21 protein-coding genes are annotated in these 17,000 nt (G+C 58.4%); 6 read left to right on the top strand and 15 right to left on the bottom strand.

All coding sequences use genetic code 11. From position 1 onward, the window contains the following. Nucleotides 1–58 precede the first annotated feature (58 nt). Complete coding sequence (gene nifH, locus GS_RS14150; RefSeq protein WP_010943447.1) at nucleotides 59–928, bottom strand: nitrogenase iron protein; 870 nt, start codon at nucleotides 926–928, stop codon at nucleotides 59–61. Between the two features lie 373 nt (nucleotides 929–1,301). Continuing rightward, a complete protein-coding gene (gene gnfR, locus GS_RS14155; protein ID WP_010943448.1) occupies nucleotides 1,302–1,868 on the bottom strand; it encodes a nitrogen fixation two-component system response regulator GnfR in 567 nt (188 codons plus the stop codon). Between the two features lie 170 nt (nucleotides 1,869–2,038). On the opposite strand from gnfR, the gene GS_RS14160 reads away from it, so the two are divergent. From GS_RS14160 to GS_RS14180, 5 genes are read left to right on the top strand one after another with little or no spacing between them, the layout of a single operon-like run. Beyond that, entirely contained in the window at nucleotides 2,039–3,028 is a 990-nt protein-coding gene (locus GS_RS14160) for an efflux RND transporter periplasmic adaptor subunit (protein WP_010943449.1), read from the top strand. Nucleotides 3,029–3,053: 25 nt separating this feature from the next. Continuing rightward, nucleotides 3,054–3,986 carry an ABC transporter ATP-binding protein gene (locus GS_RS14165; RefSeq protein ID WP_010943450.1) on the top strand — a complete coding sequence of 311 codons (933 nt, stop codon included), beginning with the start codon at nucleotides 3,054–3,056 and terminating at the stop codon, nucleotides 3,984–3,986. Then, nucleotides 3,983–4,951: an ABC transporter ATP-binding protein gene (locus GS_RS14170; protein ID WP_010943451.1), complete on the top strand. Its 969-nt coding sequence runs from the start codon at nucleotides 3,983–3,985 to the stop codon at nucleotides 4,949–4,951. Before GS_RS14165 ends, GS_RS14170 begins: the two co-directional genes overlap by 4 nt. Continuing rightward, on the top strand, nucleotides 4,948–6,081 hold the full coding sequence (locus GS_RS14175) for an ABC transporter permease (protein WP_010943452.1): 1,134 nt from the start codon (nucleotides 4,948–4,950) through the stop codon (nucleotides 6,079–6,081). Before GS_RS14170 ends, GS_RS14175 begins: the two co-directional genes overlap by 4 nt. A 2-nt stretch (nucleotides 6,082–6,083) precedes the next feature. Then, nucleotides 6,084–7,214 carry an ABC transporter permease gene (locus tag GS_RS14180; RefSeq protein WP_010943453.1) on the top strand — a complete coding sequence of 377 codons (1,131 nt, stop codon included), beginning with the start codon at nucleotides 6,084–6,086 and terminating at the stop codon, nucleotides 7,212–7,214. A 75-nt stretch (nucleotides 7,215–7,289) separates the two neighbouring features. Here GS_RS14180 and GS_RS14185 read toward each other — a convergent pair whose 3' ends face one another. From GS_RS14185 to GS_RS14195, 3 genes are all read right to left on the bottom strand, one after another. Beyond that, nucleotides 7,290–7,631 carry a ferritin family protein gene (locus GS_RS14185; protein WP_010943454.1) on the bottom strand — a complete coding sequence of 114 codons (342 nt, stop codon included), beginning with the start codon at nucleotides 7,629–7,631 and terminating at the stop codon, nucleotides 7,290–7,292. Nucleotides 7,632–7,748: 117 nt separating this feature from the next. Next, a complete protein-coding gene (locus tag GS_RS14190) occupies nucleotides 7,749–8,609 on the bottom strand; it encodes a GGDEF domain-containing protein (RefSeq protein WP_010943455.1) in 861 nt (286 codons plus the stop codon). 127 nt (nucleotides 8,610–8,736) lie between these two features. After that, nucleotides 8,737–10,122 carry a deoxyribodipyrimidine photo-lyase gene (locus GS_RS14195; protein WP_010943456.1) on the bottom strand — a complete coding sequence of 462 codons (1,386 nt, stop codon included), beginning with the start codon at nucleotides 10,120–10,122 and terminating at the stop codon, nucleotides 8,737–8,739. Between the two features lie 220 nt (nucleotides 10,123–10,342). Here GS_RS14195 and GS_RS14200 point away from each other — a divergent pair, with 220 nt between their 5' ends. Then, nucleotides 10,343–10,522, top strand: coding sequence for a hypothetical protein (locus tag GS_RS14200; RefSeq protein WP_235044905.1), 180 nt, complete (start codon nucleotides 10,343–10,345; stop codon nucleotides 10,520–10,522). 74 nt (nucleotides 10,523–10,596) lie between these two features. On the opposite strand, the gene rplQ is transcribed toward GS_RS14200, so the two are convergent. From rplQ to rplO, 10 genes are read right to left on the bottom strand one after another with little or no spacing between them, the layout of a single operon-like run. Then, on the bottom strand, nucleotides 10,597–11,124 hold the full coding sequence (rplQ, locus tag GS_RS14205; RefSeq protein WP_010943458.1) for a 50S ribosomal protein L17: 528 nt from the start codon (nucleotides 11,122–11,124) through the stop codon (nucleotides 10,597–10,599). Nucleotides 11,125–11,158: 34 nt separating this feature from the next. Next, complete coding sequence (locus tag GS_RS14210) at nucleotides 11,159–12,181, bottom strand: DNA-directed RNA polymerase subunit alpha (RefSeq protein WP_010943459.1); 1,023 nt, start codon at nucleotides 12,179–12,181, stop codon at nucleotides 11,159–11,161. 32 nt (nucleotides 12,182–12,213) lie between these two features. Next, nucleotides 12,214–12,840: a 30S ribosomal protein S4 gene (gene rpsD / locus GS_RS14215; RefSeq protein ID WP_010943460.1), complete on the bottom strand. Its 627-nt coding sequence runs from the start codon at nucleotides 12,838–12,840 to the stop codon at nucleotides 12,214–12,216. A gap of 37 nt (nucleotides 12,841–12,877) precedes the next feature. Continuing rightward, entirely contained in the window at nucleotides 12,878–13,273 is a 396-nt protein-coding gene (gene rpsK, locus GS_RS14220; RefSeq protein ID WP_010943461.1) for a 30S ribosomal protein S11, read from the bottom strand. A 21-nt stretch (nucleotides 13,274–13,294) separates the two neighbouring features. Then, complete coding sequence (rpsM, locus tag GS_RS14225; protein ID WP_010943462.1) at nucleotides 13,295–13,663, bottom strand: 30S ribosomal protein S13; 369 nt, start codon at nucleotides 13,661–13,663, stop codon at nucleotides 13,295–13,297. Nucleotides 13,664–13,686: 23 nt separating this feature from the next. Further along, nucleotides 13,687–13,800, bottom strand: coding sequence for a 50S ribosomal protein L36 (rpmJ, locus tag GS_RS14230; protein WP_010943463.1), 114 nt, complete (start codon nucleotides 13,798–13,800; stop codon nucleotides 13,687–13,689). 30 nt (nucleotides 13,801–13,830) lie between these two features. Next, the gene (gene map, locus GS_RS14235; RefSeq protein ID WP_010943464.1) at nucleotides 13,831–14,577 is read right to left on the bottom strand and encodes a type I methionyl aminopeptidase; all 747 of its coding nucleotides are present in this window, start codon (nucleotides 14,575–14,577) and stop codon (nucleotides 13,831–13,833) included. Then, nucleotides 14,574–15,227: an adenylate kinase gene (locus GS_RS14240; protein WP_010943465.1), complete on the bottom strand. Its 654-nt coding sequence runs from the start codon at nucleotides 15,225–15,227 to the stop codon at nucleotides 14,574–14,576. The genes map and GS_RS14240 overlap by 4 nt, the downstream gene beginning before the upstream one ends. A gap of 21 nt (nucleotides 15,228–15,248) precedes the next feature. Then, nucleotides 15,249–16,556 (bottom strand): preprotein translocase subunit SecY, encoded by a 1,308-nt coding sequence (gene secY / locus GS_RS14245; RefSeq protein WP_010943466.1) that lies wholly within the window; start codon nucleotides 16,554–16,556, stop codon nucleotides 15,249–15,251. Continuing rightward, nucleotides 16,553–16,999: a 50S ribosomal protein L15 gene (gene rplO / locus GS_RS14250; RefSeq protein ID WP_010943467.1), complete on the bottom strand. Its 447-nt coding sequence runs from the start codon at nucleotides 16,997–16,999 to the stop codon at nucleotides 16,553–16,555. The genes secY and rplO overlap by 4 nt, the downstream gene beginning before the upstream one ends. Between the last annotated feature and the right edge of the window lies 1 nt (nucleotide 17,000).

Here is a 17,000-nt window from a genome sequence, read left to right on the forward strand (position 1 = left end):
TGCTGCGCCGCATCACACGCTCCCGAACGCCGGTGCCGGGATTGCCTCCACGCATTCGCTACTTCGCTGCCACCTCGGCCACACCCACGATCGACTCGTCCTCGGCCTCGATGATGCCGAATTCCATGAGGAGATCTTCCAGCTCTTCCATCTCCAGCGGGGTGGGCACCACGAGCATCTTGTTGTCGATGATCTTCTGGGCCAGGGTCAGGTACTCCTGGGCCTGCTTGTGCTCGGGAGAATACTCGATGACCGTCATCCGGCGCAGCTCGGCGCGCTGGACCTGGTTGTCGCGGGGAACGAAGTGGATCATCTGAGTGCCGAGCTTGGCGGCCAGGGCCTCGATAAGGTCGGCCTCACGGTCCGTGTTGCGGGAGTTGCAGATGAGGCCGCCGAGGCGTACCTTGCCGGAAGAAGAATACTTGAGAATGCCCTTGGAGATGTTGTTGGCAGCGTACATGGCCATCATCTCGCCCGAACAGACGATGTAGATCTCTTCGGCCTTGTTCTCGCGGATCGGCATGGCGAACCCGCCGCAGACAACGTCGCCGAGAACATCGTAGAAGACGAAGTCCAGGTCGGGGGTGTAGGCGCCGTTCTCTTCCAGGAAGTTGATGGCGGTGATGACGCCGCGGCCGGCGCAGCCAACGCCCGGCTCGGGACCACCGGACTCAACGCACTTGATATCCTTGAAGCCGACCTTGAGCACGTCCTCCAGCTCCAGATCCTCGACCGTACCCATATCGCGAACGAGGTCCATGACCGTGTCCTGTGCCTTAGCGTGGAGGATGAGGCGTGTGGAATCCGCCTTGGGATCGCAGCCGACAATCATGACCTTCTTGCCGAGGGTCGCGAGACCTGCCACCGTGTTCTGGGTCGTGGTCGATTTGCCGATGCCGCCTTTGCCGTAGATCGCTACCTGTCTCATGTCCTGTCTCCTTTCGTCCACCAATCCGTGGACTGCCTGGGAATGTTCGGGGCAACAAAAAAGGCGCCCCATTTCCGTTTAATGGTGGCGCCCTTGCCTGCGTTCAGCAGCGAATACTCCGGCGTATTCTCGTCTGTATGTTTGATAGTGGTATAGCACCGTCCATGCCAACCAGCAACACACTGAATTAACTAAGCTTTACAGGCAAGCAATTTCCACGGCCGCCTCTTTCCCATGCATCTGCACAACAATTAATCACACACAGCATGCCACATTGTGTTTTTCATCCATCCGTCCGCAGCAGTCCTTCAACTGCCTAAAAAATAGAAAGGGCGCCCACCGGGCGCCCCCTTACCACCATCCGTTCCCGCCGCTACGCTTCGGTCAGCAGAATCGCCTCGGCAATCTGGCGCATGCTCTTGCGCTTGTCCATGGCCAGCTTCTGCATCTTGCGGAACGCTTCGGGCTCCGTGAGCCCCTGGTTCTGCATCAGGATACCCTTGGCCTTTTCAACGATCTTGCGACTCTCCAGGGTTTCCTTCAGGTCCTCAACCTGCTCCTTGAGGAGCTCCACCTCTTCGGCATGGGCACAGGCCAGCTCGATGGCCGGCCAGAGGTCCTGCTCCCGGAACGGCTTGGCAAGGAAGCCGCCGATGCCGCTTTCCCGTGCTCGCGCAACCGTGTCTGCATCATAGCAGGCCGTCAGCAGGATAATGGGCACCTTCAGACGCTGCCGGATCTCGCGGGCCGCCGCGATGCCGTCTTTCTTCGGCATCGACACGTCGAGAATGATGACGTCGGGAAGCTTGGCAAACGCCATCCGAACGGCCTGCTCGCCATCCCCGCACTCCACGATTTCATCGAAACCAAGCTCCGTGAGCTTATTTTTTAAGCTCATCCTGATAATCGGTTCATCGTCGCATATAAGGACACTTCGCACTAAAATCACCACCTTATCTCGTTTTATCCACCAAAACCCGCCTCTGTTCCCCCTCTATTCAGCATAAAGTGTTCCAATCCTATTCTCGCCCGGCCCCGTCATTACGTCTTTACATCACCGCTCATCGTGCCAGAATAGAAAAAGCGTCTGAAAGCTCCGGAGGGTTGTGCATGAAAAGGACTCTACTCATTGCCGCGGCGATTCTCCTGGCGGCGGCTGTGATTGCCGCCCTGCTCCTGCGTCGCAACGGCACTGCGGATGGTATTGTCAGGGTTTCGGGCAACATCGAGGTCACCGATGTGGAACTGGGCTTCAAGATACCGGGCACAGTGCGCGAACGCCTGGTGGATGAAGGCGTGATGGTCGAGACGGGCCAGGTGGTGGCGCGGCTGGACGACGATGAACTCCGCCTGGAGGTGGCCCGGGAGGGGCGGCAGGCAGAGGCACTGGCGGCCCAATTGCGTGAACTGGAAACCGGCTTCCGGCGGGAGGAGATCGCTCAGGCTGACGCAGCCGTGAAGCGCGCCCAGGCCGATGCCGACCGGCTGGAGGCCGACTTTGCCCGCCAGGAGGCGCTCTTCAGGCGCGAGGTCATCTCCCGGCGCGACTACGATGCGGCAAAGGCTGCCCGAGATGCCTCCCAGGCCCAGTTGCACGAAGTGCAGGCCCGGCAGGAGCTCATGCACCGGGGACCTCGCCGCGAACAGATCGACGCCGCCCGCGCCCGCCTCAACCAGGCGCGCGAGGCCCTGGCCCTGGCACGTACCCGCCTCTCCCACGCCACCCTGGCCGCCCCCCTGAACGGGCTGGTTCTCTCGAAGCACGTGGAGCCGGGGGAACAGGTGGCGGCAGGCACCCCCATCATCACGATCGGCGACCTGTCGAACACCTGGCTGAGGGCCTACATCCCGGAAACCGACCTGGGGCGGATCAAGGTGGGACAGAAGGCGCGGATCAAAAACGACACCTGGCCCGATCGGCGCTACGAAGGGACCATCACCTTCATCTCTCCCGAGGCCGAGTTCACCCCCAAGAACGTTCAAACCGACAAGGAACGGGTGAAACTCGTCTACCGCATCAAGATCGCCATCCCGAACCCGAACCGGGAGCTCAAGCCGGGGATGCCGGCCGATGCCGAGATCATCACCGGGAGTCCATGACCGGAAAGCGCCGGATACCTGACCCATGCATGCCATCGACACCGAAAACCTGACCAAACGCTTTGGCGAGCTCACCGCCGTGGACGGCCTCACCCTCACCATCGCCCCGGGCGAACTCTTCGGCCTCGTGGGCTCCGACGGGGCCGGGAAAACCACCACCATGCGGATGCTCTGCGGCATCATGGACCCAACCGAAGGCCGGGCCCGAGTGCTTGGTCGGGACACGGTGCGCGAGGCCGAGGCGATCAAGGCCGAAATCGGCTACATGAGCCAGCGGTTCGGCCTCTACCCGGACCTCACGGTGCTGGAGAACATCCACTTCTATGCCGACATCTACGGCATCCCCCGCCGGGGACGCGACGCAACAATCGACCGGCTGCTCGCCTTCAGCAACCTGGCCCCATTCCGGCGCCGCCAAGCGGGCAACCTCTCCGGCGGCATGAAGCAGAAGCTGGGGCTCGCCTGCGCCCTGATCCACACCCCCCGGATCCTCTTCCTCGACGAGCCCACCAACGGCGTCGACCCGGTTTCCCGCCGGGATTTCTGGCGCATCCTCTACCAGCTCCTGCGGGAGGGGGTGACCATCTTCGTGACCACTGCCTACCTGGACGAGGCGGAGCGCTGCAACCGGGTGGGCCTGATCCACCAGGGTCGGCTTTTGGCCTGTGACGCCCCTGACCGGCTCAAGGGGCTGATGCGGGGAACGATCCTCGAAGTGCGCACCGATGCCGCCCGCCAGGCGGCGCGCATCCTTCGCTCCGGACTCGACGGGACCACGTCCGTGGGGCTCTTCGGCGACCGGGTCCACGTGGTGACCGAGGCGCCGGATCGGACCCGCTCCGCCGTCGAGGCGCTCATGGCCCGGGAAGGGCTTCCTCTCAGGGGTCTGCGCCCCATCGAACCGAGCCTGGAGGACGTCTTCGTGTCGGTCCTCCCCGCCCGGGACGGTGCGCCATGACCGCGCCCGAATTCGCCGTCACCCTGCAGGACCTGGAGCGCCGCTTCGGCGACTTCATCGCCGTGAACCGGATATCCCTCGATGTGCGGCGGGGGGAGATCTTCGGGTTCCTGGGCCCCAACGGGGCCGGCAAATCGACCACCATCCGGATGCTCTGCGGCATCCTGCCGCCGAGTTCCGGCAGCGGCACCGTGGCCGGGTTCGACATCGTCCGCCAGGCCGAGGAGATCAAAAAAAACATCGGCTACATGAGCCAGAAGTTTTCACTTTACGAAGACCTGACCGTGGAGGAGAACATCGACTTCTACGCCGGCATCTACAGAATTCCGGTCGAGCGGCGGCAGGAGCGGAAGGAGTGGGTAATCGGCATGGCAGGGCTAGCAGAGCATCGCCGCAGCCGCACCGCCATTCTCTCCGGCGGCTGGAAGCAGCGCCTGTCGCTGGGCTGCGCTATCCTCCACGAGCCCCCCATCGTCTTTCTCGACGAACCCACCTCCGGCGTCGACCCCATCAGCCGTCGTGCGTTCTGGGACCTGATCTACCGCCTGGCCGGCGCGGGGGTCACGGTCTTCGTCACTACCCACTACATGGATGAGGCCGAGTACTGCGACCGCCTCGCCCTCATCTACCGGGGAGAGCTCATCGCCCTCGGCACGCCGGAAGAGTTAAAGACCGAGCGGATGGTTGAGGAAATCGTGGAGGTAGCCTGCGACCGCCCCCAGGAACTGATGGAAGAGATCGAGGCGATTCCCGGGGTAAAGCACGCCGCCCTCTTCGGCCGGGGGCTCCATGTGGTGACGGAAGACGCCGTGGCAACGGTCCCGGCCATCGCAGGGGTTCTCGCGGCCCGGAGAATCACCGCCGACCGCATCGAAAAGATCATTCCTTCGCTGGAAGACGTTTTCGTATCCCTCATTGAAGCACGCGATCGGGAAGAAGGCGCCCTGCGGGAGTTCAGCCGATGAAGCTGCAGCGGATTACAGCGGTTGCCCGAAAGGAGTTCATTCACGTCTTCCGGGACATCCGGAGCCTCATCATGGGAATCGCCATCCCGATGATGCTGCTCTTTCTCTTCGGCTACGCCCTGACCCTTGACGTGGACAACGTGCCCCTCGTGGTCTGGGATCAGAGCGCCACGCCCGCCAGCCGCGACCTGGTGAGCCGGTTCAGCGGTTCGCGCTATTTCTCGCTCAGGGGATACGCCGGTGACTACCGGGAGATCGAACGGGCCATCGACCGGCGCGACGCCCTTATGGCGCTCGTCATCCCCCGCGGCTTTGCCGGGGATCTCCAGGCGGGCCGCCAGGTCCGGGTCCAGGCCATTGTCGACGGAAGCGATTCCAATACGGCCACCACCGCCCTGGGCTATGCCGAATTCATCGTCAGCACGTACAGCCGGTCCCTCATCATCGCCCAGATCCGGCGCTCGGCCGATCAGCCGCCCCGCCCGCCGCTGGCCCCGGAACCGCGGGTCTGGTTCAATGCCGACCTGGTTTCCCGCAACGCCATCGTTCCCGGCCTCATCGCCGTCATCATGATGGTCATCGCCGCGCTCCTCACCTCCCTCACCGTGGCGCGGGAGTGGGAAACCGGCACCATGGAGCAGCTCATCTCCACGCCTCTCACCGGGGCGGAGCTAATCATAGGCAAACTCGTCCCCTACTTCTGCATCGGCCTCTTCGACCTCGTGGTGGCGCTCCTGGCGGGGCGCTTCATCTTCCAGGTACCCACGCGGGGAGACCGGCCGCTGCTTCTGGCAACGTCCATCCTCTTCCTCCTGGTGGCCCTGGCCCTCGGCGTCTTCATCAGCATCGTCGGCAAAAGTCAGTTCGCGGCCAGCCAATTCGCCATGGTGGCGACGCTGCTCCCCGCCTTCCTCCTGTCGGGCTTCGTCTTCCCCATCGCCAACATGCCCATCCCCCTTCAGGCAATCACCCACGCCATCCCGGCCCGCTATTTCGTCACCATCCTGCGGGGGATCTATCTGAAGGGGATCGGGATCAGGGTGCTGGCCGGCGACATCCTCTTCCTGGCCGTGTTCGGGACGCTCATTTTCGCCCTGGCCGTACGGAAGTTCCGCAAAAAAATGGGCTAGCCATGTTTGATCGCTTGAAAACCATGCTCATAAAAGAGGCAATCCAGATCCTGCGGGACCCGAAGATGCGGTTCATCATCCTCGTTATCCCGGCGATCCAGATCACCCTCTTCGGCTACGCAGTCAACACCGATGTCAAGCACATCGCCACGGCGGTTTACGATCTGGACAACAGTGCCCTGAGCCGCGACCTCGTTGCCCGGCTGGAGCGCTCCGGCTACTTCGACATCGTCCAGCGGGTGCAGCGGGGGGATGAACTGCGCGATCTGCTGGATCGGGGAAAAGTTCGGGCCGCGGTGCAGATAAATCGGGGATTCGAAGAGAACATCCGCGCCGGGCGAACCGCAACGCTCCCGATTATTGTCGACGGCACTGACCCGAGCACCGCCAGGATCGTCGTGAGCTATTCGGTAACCATTGCCGAACGGTTCAGCGATCAGATCCTGACCGACTATTCCCTGCGAAAGAGCGGCAGGACCACGGGAGGCAACGGCATCGAACTGGAAAGCCGCGCGTGGTTCAACGCAAACCTGGAGAGCCGCAACTACTATGTTCCGGGGGTCATCGCCTCAATGGTCCTGATCACCACAATGATGCTCTCCAGCATGGCCGTGGTGCGCGAAAAGGAAATCGGCACCATGGAGCAGATCATCGTCACGCCAATCCAGCGATGGGAATTCATTGTCGGCAAATTGGTGCCGTTCGCTATCGTGGGCTACATCAACGTCACCATCGTGACCTGCATTGCGCTCTTCTGGTTCAAAATCCCTCTCAGGGGCAGTATCCTATTGCTCATCGGCTCAACCGCCCTGTTCCTGATGAGCACCCTCGGATTCGGGCTGCTCATATCAACCATCAGCCGGACACAGCAGCAGGCCATGATGAGTTCGTTCATGTTCACGTTCCCGGCCATGCTCCTGTCGGGCTTTGCGTTTCCCATCGAAAACATGCCCACGAGCATCCAGTATGCCACCTATCTGAACCCGCTCCGCTACTACCTCGTCATTGTTCGAGGTATTTTCCTCAAAGGGATCGGTCTCGGCATCTTGTGGCCTCAGCTAGCCGCATTGGCACTGCTGGGTTCGGTCGTGCTGCTCTTTGCGGTCGGTCGATTCAAAAAATCGGTGGGGTAACCCGTCACTTCTCGAACGAAAAACGCCCCGGATTGCTCCGGGGCGCTCAGCTGAATGCCAAGACAATACTCACTGTCAGGACTTTTTCGATTTCCCACCCTTGGTCTTGGCCCGCTTTTTCACCTCTTCCGCGAGTTCCTCAACCTCCTCGGCTCCTTCTGCGTAAAACTTTTCCTCATCAGGGGCCAAGTGATAGAGCAGCTTCAGGAACTCGCCGGCATGAACCCGCTCCTCATCGGCAATATCCTTGAGAACGGCAATGGCGAGTTCGTCGTCCGTGGACTCGGCCAACTGCATGTAGAGTTGGATCGCCTCGTACTCGGCTGCAACCATGAAGCGGATTGCCCGTACGAGCTCCGCGTGGGTCAGTTTGCGTCCATTGGCTAGTCCGGCAAAAGGATTTCCGAAGTCAGGCATGTGATACCTCCCTTTCCATGGTTTCATCGCGTTCCCGCGGAATACGTCCGGCACTCATTGTCGAAAGCGGCGGAGTGACCGCTGCCCTCAGGAGACGCATCGCCACCCGGCCGCCAATCATCCGTTCACTGCGCCGGGGTCCCGACAGGTTTCATACTTGACGGCTCCGCCACCGGCACGACTTGCGGAATCGGCAAGTTTCACCCCGCGTCTCACCATCTCGTCCGTCGACTCCGGCGCTGCCTCGTACGTTACCGCACCGACGCCAAAGCGCAGCTGCCACCGCCGGTCACGCTGCACCGCTGCAAGGAGGCCCAGTATCTTCTGAACCACAACCTTTGACGGATCGTGGGTAGCCTCGGGCAGCAGCGCCGCCAGGGTGAACTCGTCAAGCCGGGCGAACAGATCGGTTTCCCGAAGCTGCGGCCTGATGGCTACAGCTGCCGCAGGCATGATATCCCGCAAAGAGCCTGGCCCGACCGCCTGTTCGCCATTAGGCGGGCTGAATCTGATAACGATGAATGTAAAAGGTCGGCCGTACCGTTTCGACCTGCTGATTTCGCTCCGGGCGAGCTCTTCGAAGCAGGTGCGCGTGGCAAGGCCGGTCAGCAGATCGGTCCGCGCCGTTGCCGCCATGAACCGGCGGGATTTTTTGACCGTATCTACCAGAAAAACGATTGCGAGCAGCAGTCCGAATTGCCACAGAAGCGTCCACAGCGTAGGGCCGGGCTTCAACTCTTCACCCATGAACACGCCGTTTGCCAGCCCCCAGACGATTCCGCCGGCGCAGGCGGCCGCAAAACCGGCCGTGCGCGCACCATACCAGGTCACGAGAGCCACGGGGATGGCATAGAACGGTTCAAATCCCGGACCGTCAGCCAAGTGGTCGACCAAGCCGAAAAGAATGAGGAGCACGTAGCCAAGCGCCACCAGCACTTGACGCGACTGTCGTTCTACGAACTCCGTCAATTCAGTCATACGATCACCCGTCTCCGCGGCTGCCCCCCCGGAGTCTCCTTGGGCGCCCCTGGTTATTCCGACTGTCCCGGCTGGATATTCTTACCAGAAATCAGGACGTTCATCAATAACTTGCTTGTACGTGCCGTTATTTACACAGAGCTATTCCCGCACATGTGGCAGGACTAATAATCACCCGGCGTTCGTAGGCATCTGTATCGAACTTTCTCCGGCAGCCGTCGCGGCTCATGAAGCGAATCGTGCCAAAGACGGGTCTCTCTGCCCAGGGACGATCATGGACACCGCCGATGCTCCAGGCAATGCCAGCGTATCCGTTGGGGTCCCTGCCGTCGAGCTGATAGCGGTCGTTGAGTTGAATGGCAATCATGAGGGCATCTTCGGGCGAAGAGGTCCACTCGAGCAGTTTCTTTGCCCAGTACATTCTCAGGTAGCCGTGCATCCTGCCCCAGCGTACCATTTCCAGTTGTGCTGCATTCCAGAGAGAATCGTGGGTCTGTCCCTGCTCCAGCACGTCATGCTCATAGCACTGGGGGCGAGGATCGTGCCGATGCCGGTTGAGGGTTCTTTGCGCCCACTCGGGAAAACCGTCGAAGCGGTCGTAGGCATCGTTGTAATAGCAAAAATTGTCGGCAAGCTCCCGACGTACGATCAATTCTTCAAGAAAGGCATCACGCGATTCTATCGGCGCGGCGGCAGCAAACGCTGCCTGCGCGACCCTCTGGGCGGAAAGCTGGCCGAAATGGAGCCAGGGGGATAATCCCGACTGTCCCATTACTGCAGGATTATTGCGCCGGGTTGCGTAGCCCGCCAGACCGTCTTCAAGAAATCTGGCCAAAGCGGCCTGCGCTGCCTCTTCTCCCGACGCGAGCCAGCTGACCTCGGGCACCGATTCGTCCAAGGTCATCCCCGTAAAAGTCTCACGCCACTCGGCGTCTGAAGGCAGCGCTCCCTGCCACGGAAACGGGTGACGTTGCAGAGGCGGAAACGGCTCCATGAAATCGGGAAGCAGCCGGTGTATCTTTGGGCGGATGGTGTATGCCCCCCACTCCTGACGCTGTGATGTGATCCAGCAGGGGACTATATTATGGGCATCCACCTCGTCGAACGGGATTGATATCTCCCCTGCCACCTGCCGTTTCCACTCCCGTTTGACACGAAGCGGATCAAAATCGGTAACCAGATACGAAACCCTGTGCCGCCTCGTGAAGGCCGCGACCGCCCCCTTGGGATCACCGGTCACGAGAAAGAAGGGAATATCAAGCCGATTCAGCGCGGCCCGAACCTGCTCCAGCCCTTTGAGCATGAACCGATACTGGCGTGCGGTCGCGCCGAGAAAACGTGGGGCAAGACAGAAGAGCACCCCAAGCGGTGCGCTACGGGCCAGTGCGAGCTTCTGGGCGTGGATTAAAGCCCAGTTGTCGGCAACGCGCTGGTCCCTGCTCATCCAGTATATCACCGGCCCGGCCGTGGCCTCCCCCCCCTGAAGCAGGGAACGAATCCGTCCGCAGTTCATGGTCCCCCCAGTGACTGTCGAAGTTCAGGAACATTATTGTATCGCTCCCCCGAGACGATGCAACCGCCTTTCAGCGGAGCGTATCATTCCACGGCTCAAGTCCTGGCGCCCGGCGCCGATGAGATATCAGAGGGGACATGCGTAGGATATATCCGACACGCCTAGTGACTATCGGTTGGGTTCATCTCGATATGGCCTGACGTCGGAAAGGAGGGCTCACGTGAACATAAGCAGCGTAGCATCCGGCATCTCGGTTGCGCGAGCAGCTGAATCATCCGTGCTTGTAGCGGATAAGGTACTGGAGTCTCAGAAACTGGAGGGGCGTGCAGCTGTTTCGCTCATCAGCGGTGCGGGCGCTGTGGCCGGCAGCTCGGGCGCACTTATTGACGTGTACGTGTAACCTATCGGGTTAGCGCAAAAAGAGAGGCACGGTTTCCCGTGCCTCTCTGTTGCATACTCAGCTATCGTGCAGGCTTAGTCGGCCTTGGCTTCGCACTCCTCTGCCGGATCCTTGACTTCGGAGATTTCGACTTCAGGCTCTTGGGGCTGCGCAGCGGCAGCCTCGCGCGTTTCCTCTACCGCAGGTTTGGTGGCAACAGCTTGCGCAGGCGCAGTCGGCTTGCTCTTCTTCACCTTCTTCTCGAACTGTTCTTCAACGAGTTCGATTACGGAAAGAGGTGCACAATCACCTGGCCGGATGCCCAGCTTGATGATACGGGTATAGCCTCCGTCGCGCTCTTTATAACGGGGCGCGATAGTGGAGAAAAGCTTAGTGACGACCTTCTTGTCGCGAATATATGAGGCTGCCTGACGCACCGCGTGGAGATCACCCCTTTTGCCGAGGGTGATCATCTTCTCGGCTATGGAGCGCAGCTCCTTTGCCTTGGCATCAGTCGTAGTGATCCGCTCGTGGGCAAAGAGCGAGGTCACCATGTTCCTGAACATGGCGATACGGTGACTCGTCGTTCTTCCCAGCCTTCTTCCCGCCTTATTGTGACGCATGACCTATGTTCCTTTCTTCCGGCAACCGTACGAATTATTCTTCATCCTTGCGCTCGCCGCGCAGCCTGCGCATGACTTCCGGATCGGGGAACCCTTCCAGTTTCATACCAAGCGTAAGGCCCATCTCAGCGAGTATATCCTTGATCTCGTTCAACGACTTGCGGCCGAAGTTCTGCGTTTTGAGCATCTCGGCCTCGGTCCGGGACACAAGCTCGCCAATAAGCTTAATGCCTGCGTTCTTGAGGCAGTTAGCAGAGCGCACGGAAAGCTCGAGTTCATCGACCGAACGATAGAGGTTCTCGTTGATGGGGCTTTCCCCTTCGCCAACTTCAGCCTCGCCGCTCGGTTCAGCTTCCTCGTCAAAGTTAATGAAAATGCTCAGTTGTTCCTTGAGGATCTTGGCGGCAAAGGCGACCGCGTCTTCCGGGATCACGCTGCCGTTGGTCCACACCTCAAGCGTCAGCTTGTCATAATCGGTCATCTGACCGACGCGGGCGTTTGAAACCGTAAAGTTAACCTTGCGGATCGGTGAAAACAGGGCATCAATCGGAATCGTGCCAACGGGAGCCTTCTCATCGCGATTCCGGTCTGCGGGCACATAGCCCTTGCCAACCTTCACCACCATCTCCATTTCAAGATTTGCATCCTTGGAGCATGTGGCGATGTGGTGTTCCGGATTCAGGATCTCGACTTGGGGGTCGGTAATGATATCACCTGCCGTGATAATACCGTCACCCTTATGGATAATCCGGACGGTCTTAGGCTCAGTACCGTACATTTTGAGGCTGACGCCCTTAAGGTTGAGAATGATATTGGTAACATCCTCGGTTACGCCGGGGATGGAAGAAAATTCGTGAAGCACCCCCTTGATCCTTACAGAGGTAATTCCTGCACCTTGGAGCGAAGAAAGCAAGACCCTGCGAAGTGAGTTGCCGAGAGTCGTGCCGAATCCGCGCTCAAACGGTTCTGCATAAAATTTTCCATATTTATTGGTAAGCGTCTCGCTTTCAACCTGAAGTTTCTTCGGACTGATCAGGTCGCGCCAGTTTCTATACATGTATATCCTCCCTGTGACGGGTTATGCGAACATTACTTCGAATAGAGCTCGACGATCAGTTGCTCCTGGATCGGCATCGTAATGTCTTCACGCACGGGAAGAGTTTTCACGACACCTTTGTAAGCGTCCTTCTCAAGCTCAAGCCACTGGGGAATGCCCCTGCGCACAACCGCATCAAGAGACTCATTGATACACGCTATCTTCCGGCTTTTTTCCTTGAGTTCAACGACATCGCCAGCACGGAGCTGGATCGAAGGAATATTCGCCTTCTTGCCGTTCAGCGTGAAGTGATTATGCCGAACGAGGATTCTGGCCTCGGTGCGGGAAGCGGCAAAACCAAGCCGGTACACCACATTGTCCAGACGGCGCTCAAGCAGCGAGAGCAGATTCTCACCAGTAACTCCCTTGAGACGATCCGCCTCTTGGAAATAGCTCCGAAATTGCTTCTCGAGGATGCCGTAGATCCTCCTCACTTTTTGCTTTTCGCGCAGCTGAACGCCGTAGTTGGAGACCTTCGGCCGTCCCTGCCCATGCTGTCCCGGCGGATAATTACGCCGCTTAATGGCACACTTATCGGTATAGCACCGCTCACCCTTCAGAAACAGCTCCATGTTCTCCCTTCTGCACAGCCGGCAGGAAGGACCTGTATATCTAGCCAACTCTGACCTCCTTATTCGTGTCTATAAATGAGAAATGTTAGACTCTTCTGCGCTTGGGAGGACGGCAGCCGTTATGAGGAATCGGCGTCACGTCCCGTATGAAATTGACGTGGAAGCCGGCAGCCTGGAGTGCGCGAAGGGCCGACTCGCGTCCGGACCCCGGTCCCTTTACGAAAACCTCCACGCTCCGCATGCCATGCTCCTGAGCCTTGCGTGCACACTCCTCAGCCGCGATCTGAGCGGCGAAGGGAGTGCTCTTGCGCGACCCCTTGAAGCCCTTGGAGCCGGCTGAAGACCATGCCACGACGTTCCCCACGGGATCGGTGATGGTTATGATCGTATTGTTAAACGTTGCCTGGATATGTGCAACGCCGTTGGGGATATTCTTCTTTTCCTTTTTTTTCCTAACGACTTTTTTAGAAGGGCTAGCCATTATTCCTCCAGAATGCTTGTTCTATTTCTTCTTGCCTGCAACAGTTCTGGCAGGCCCTTTGCGCGTACGGGCATTGGTCTTGGTCCGTTGGCCACGCACCGGAAGCCCTTTCCGATGGCGCAAGCCGCGATAGCATCCAAGATCCATGAGACGCTTAATATCCATGGACACATCGCGACGGAGGTCACCCTCCACCTTGAGGTTCTTGTCGATGTAGTCCCTGATCTTGGCGACCTCTGACTCGGCAAGATTGTCGGTCCGCGTGTCTGCGCTAACGCCGGTCTCGGCCAGAATCCGCTGAGCGGTCGTGCGCCCGATTCCGAAAATGTACGTGAGCGCTATCTCAATGCGCTTATTCCTCGGTAGGTCAATGCCTGCAATGCGTGCCAATGCCAGCTCCTCCTCTTAGTCTCTTAACCCTGTCTTTGGGAATGCTTCGGGGTTTCACAAATAACGCGCACAACACCCTTGCGTTTAACAATTTTGCACTTGTCGCAAATCTTTTTTACGGATGCCCTGACTTTCATAGACATTTCCTTTCGCGTGCTTCGCTGGTGCTATAACTTGCTCAGTATATCCGGACCATTCTCCGTAATTGCCACTGTATGCTCAAAGTGAGCCGACATGCCCTTGTCACAGGTGACTGCGGTCCATCCATCACTGAGGATTTTAACTTGATGCCCCTTTTCGTTGATCATCGGCTCGATGGCCAGTACCATCCCGGCCTTGAGCTTCACGCCGCGCCCCGGCTCTCCGAAGTTGGGCACCTGGGGGCTTTCGTGAAGATTTTTACCAATGCCGTGTCCAACGAATTCGCGCACAACAGAATAGCCGCGTTCCTCAACAAAGCTTTGCACTGCGTGCGATATATCCGAAAGCCGGTTGCCGACTACTGATGCCTCAACCGCCCGACAAAGCGACTCTTCGGTTACGGCAAGGAGATCAAGCACACCGGGCTTTACCCTTCCGACGGGAACGGTAACGGCTGCATCGCCATAAAACCCGTCAACAACAACACCAAAATCGAGGCTGATTATGTCACCCTCGACCAACTCCCGGCTATTCGGCATACCGTGAACAACCTGCTCGTTAACCGAACAACAGAGCGAATAGGGAAAACCGTTATAACCCTTGAATGCCGGTCGCGCCTTGCGCTTCTTCGCCTCAAGCTCGGCCAGCTCGTTGAGCTCCAGAGTGGTTACGCCCGGCCTAATGCAAGCCTTGAGAATCTCAAGAACTTCAGCGACTATCCTGGCGGACACCCGCATCTTTTCAATTTCACGAGGTGACTTGAGTATGATCACCCGTTACAACTCTCGACAAGCTTCACAATCTGACGCTGTACATCTTCGATCGGCTCCAGAGCATTCACTTTCCGCAGGAGCCTCTCACCCTCATAATATGATTTCAGGGGCGCTGTCTGCTCATCATAAACTTCAAGCCTACGCCGCATGGTGTCTTCGCGGTCGTCATCACGCTGATAGAGCTCTCCACCACACGCATCACAGACACCGTCAACGAGGGGTGGATCAAATTTGACATGAAATGCCCGTCCGCATGCACGGCACACCCTGCGACCGACGATACGCTCCAGAAGCACACCCTTGTCGACTTCAAACGAGACGACGTGCTCTATCTGCTTACCCAACGCACCAAGCACCTGCTTGAGTGCATCGGCCTGGGCAACGGTACGGGGAAATCCGTCAAGGATAAAGCCGGACGCACAATCAGGCGAAGCTAGCCGCTCCTCTACAATACCGACAACGACACTGTCAGGGACGAGTGCACCCTGATCCATGTACTCTTTAGCCTTGACCCCCATAGGGGTCTTTGACTTAACGGCTGCGCGAAGTATTTCGCCGGTTGAAATCTGCGGGACTTCATACGTACGAGTTAACAGGTTTGCCTGCGTCCCCTTGCCGGCACCAGGCGGACCGAGAAACACCAGATTCATGCAGCACACTCCACGCCAGTATTACCGCCCGCCCCGCACCCGCACACCCTTCATAAAACCCTCATAGCTTCGGGTGATGAGATGGGATTCAATCTGTGCCGCGGTGTCCATGCCAACCCCTACAGCAATGAGCAGAGCAGTGCCGCCGAAGTAGAACGGCAAATTGAACTTGCCGACAAGCACAGACGGGAGAACGCATACAGCCGAGATATACAAGGCTCCGGCAAAGGTAAGCTTTGTCAGCACCCGATCAAGATAGTCGGACGTTTCCTTGCCCGGACGAATCCCGGGTATATATCCGCCGTGCTTTTTAACGTTCTCCGCAACATCAACGGGATTAAACGAAACAGCCGTATAGAAATAACAGAAGAAGATAATAAAGGCAACATAAAAGATTTCGTAGGCTAGGTTGCCGGGAGTCAGACTTTTGGCAACCGTCTGGACCCATGGTACGTTTATAAAGTTTGCGACCGTTGCCGGGAACATGATGATGGACGATGCAAAGATCGGCGGGATAACACCGGCCATATTCACCTTGAGTGGTAAGTGCGAGGTCTGCCCACCATATGTCTTCAGCCCGACAACCCGTTTCGCGTAGTGAATCGGCAACCGTCGCTGCCCTCGCTCAACGTACACGATTGCAGCAATTACCAGAAACATCAGTGCCACAACAAGCAGGATCACAAACAGTGACAGCTGCCCCGTCTTGATCAGGCGGCCAGTATTGAGAAGGGCCGTCGGTATCCGTGCGACAATTCCAGCAAAGATGATAAGAGAGATTCCGTTGCCGATCCCCTTCTCGGACATCTGCTCACCGAGCCACATAATGAATGCCGTCCCAGCGGTCAATGTGATGACTGTCATCAGCCTGAAGCCCCATCCGGGATTAGGAACGACAAGTTCACCTGCCGGTCCGCGCATGCTCTCAAGGCCAATGCTGATACCGAGTGCCTGAACCACGCTGAGCACTATCGTACCGTAGCGTGTGTACTGTATGATCTTTTTCCTGCCGGACTCCCCTTCCTTGGACAATTTCTCAATGGAAGGCACAACCACCGTCAACAACTGGAAAATGATGGACGATGAAATATAGGGCATGATGCCCAGAGCGAAGACGGTCAGCTTCTCCAGCGCGCCCCCCGAAAACATGTCGAAAAGCCCGAGGAGTGTACCACGGGCTTGAGCGAAGAAGTGCGCAAGTGCGTTGCTGTCGATGCCTGGGGTCGGGATATGACAACCGACCCGGTAAACTGCCAGCATTCCCAGCGAAAAAAGCACTCGTTTCTTCAGTTCAGGTATTCGGAAGATGTTCTGGAATGCATCGATCAAAGTGAAATCTCCTCGACAGTACCACCTGCCGCCGCGATTTTTTCTTTAGCCTTTGCGCTGAACTTATGCGCTTTGACGGTAAGTGGCTTGGTCAGATCGCCATCAGCGAGGACCTTCAGACCGTCCTTGACTCCCCCAATCAGCCCAGCATTGAGAAGCGCTTCAACATCGATGCAGCTTCCAGCCTCAAAAACTTCCAGCTGACCGACATTGACGAGAGCGTATTCCTTGCGGGTCAAAGGAGTAAAACCACGCTTGGGCAGACGACGCTGCATGGGCATCTGACCGCCTTCAAAACCGGGCTTGACGCTGCCGCCACTACGGGCCTTCTGACCCTTATGTCCCTTGGTTGCAGTCTTACCGTGACCTGAGCCCGGCCCACGACCGATCCGCTTTCTATCTTTGGTTGCCCCAACTGCAGGCCTGAGTTCATTGAGTTCCATT

Source organism: Geobacter sulfurreducens PCA, assembly GCF_000007985.2.
GTDB classification, from domain to species: domain Bacteria; phylum Desulfobacterota; class Desulfuromonadia; order Geobacterales; family Geobacteraceae; genus Geobacter; species Geobacter sulfurreducens.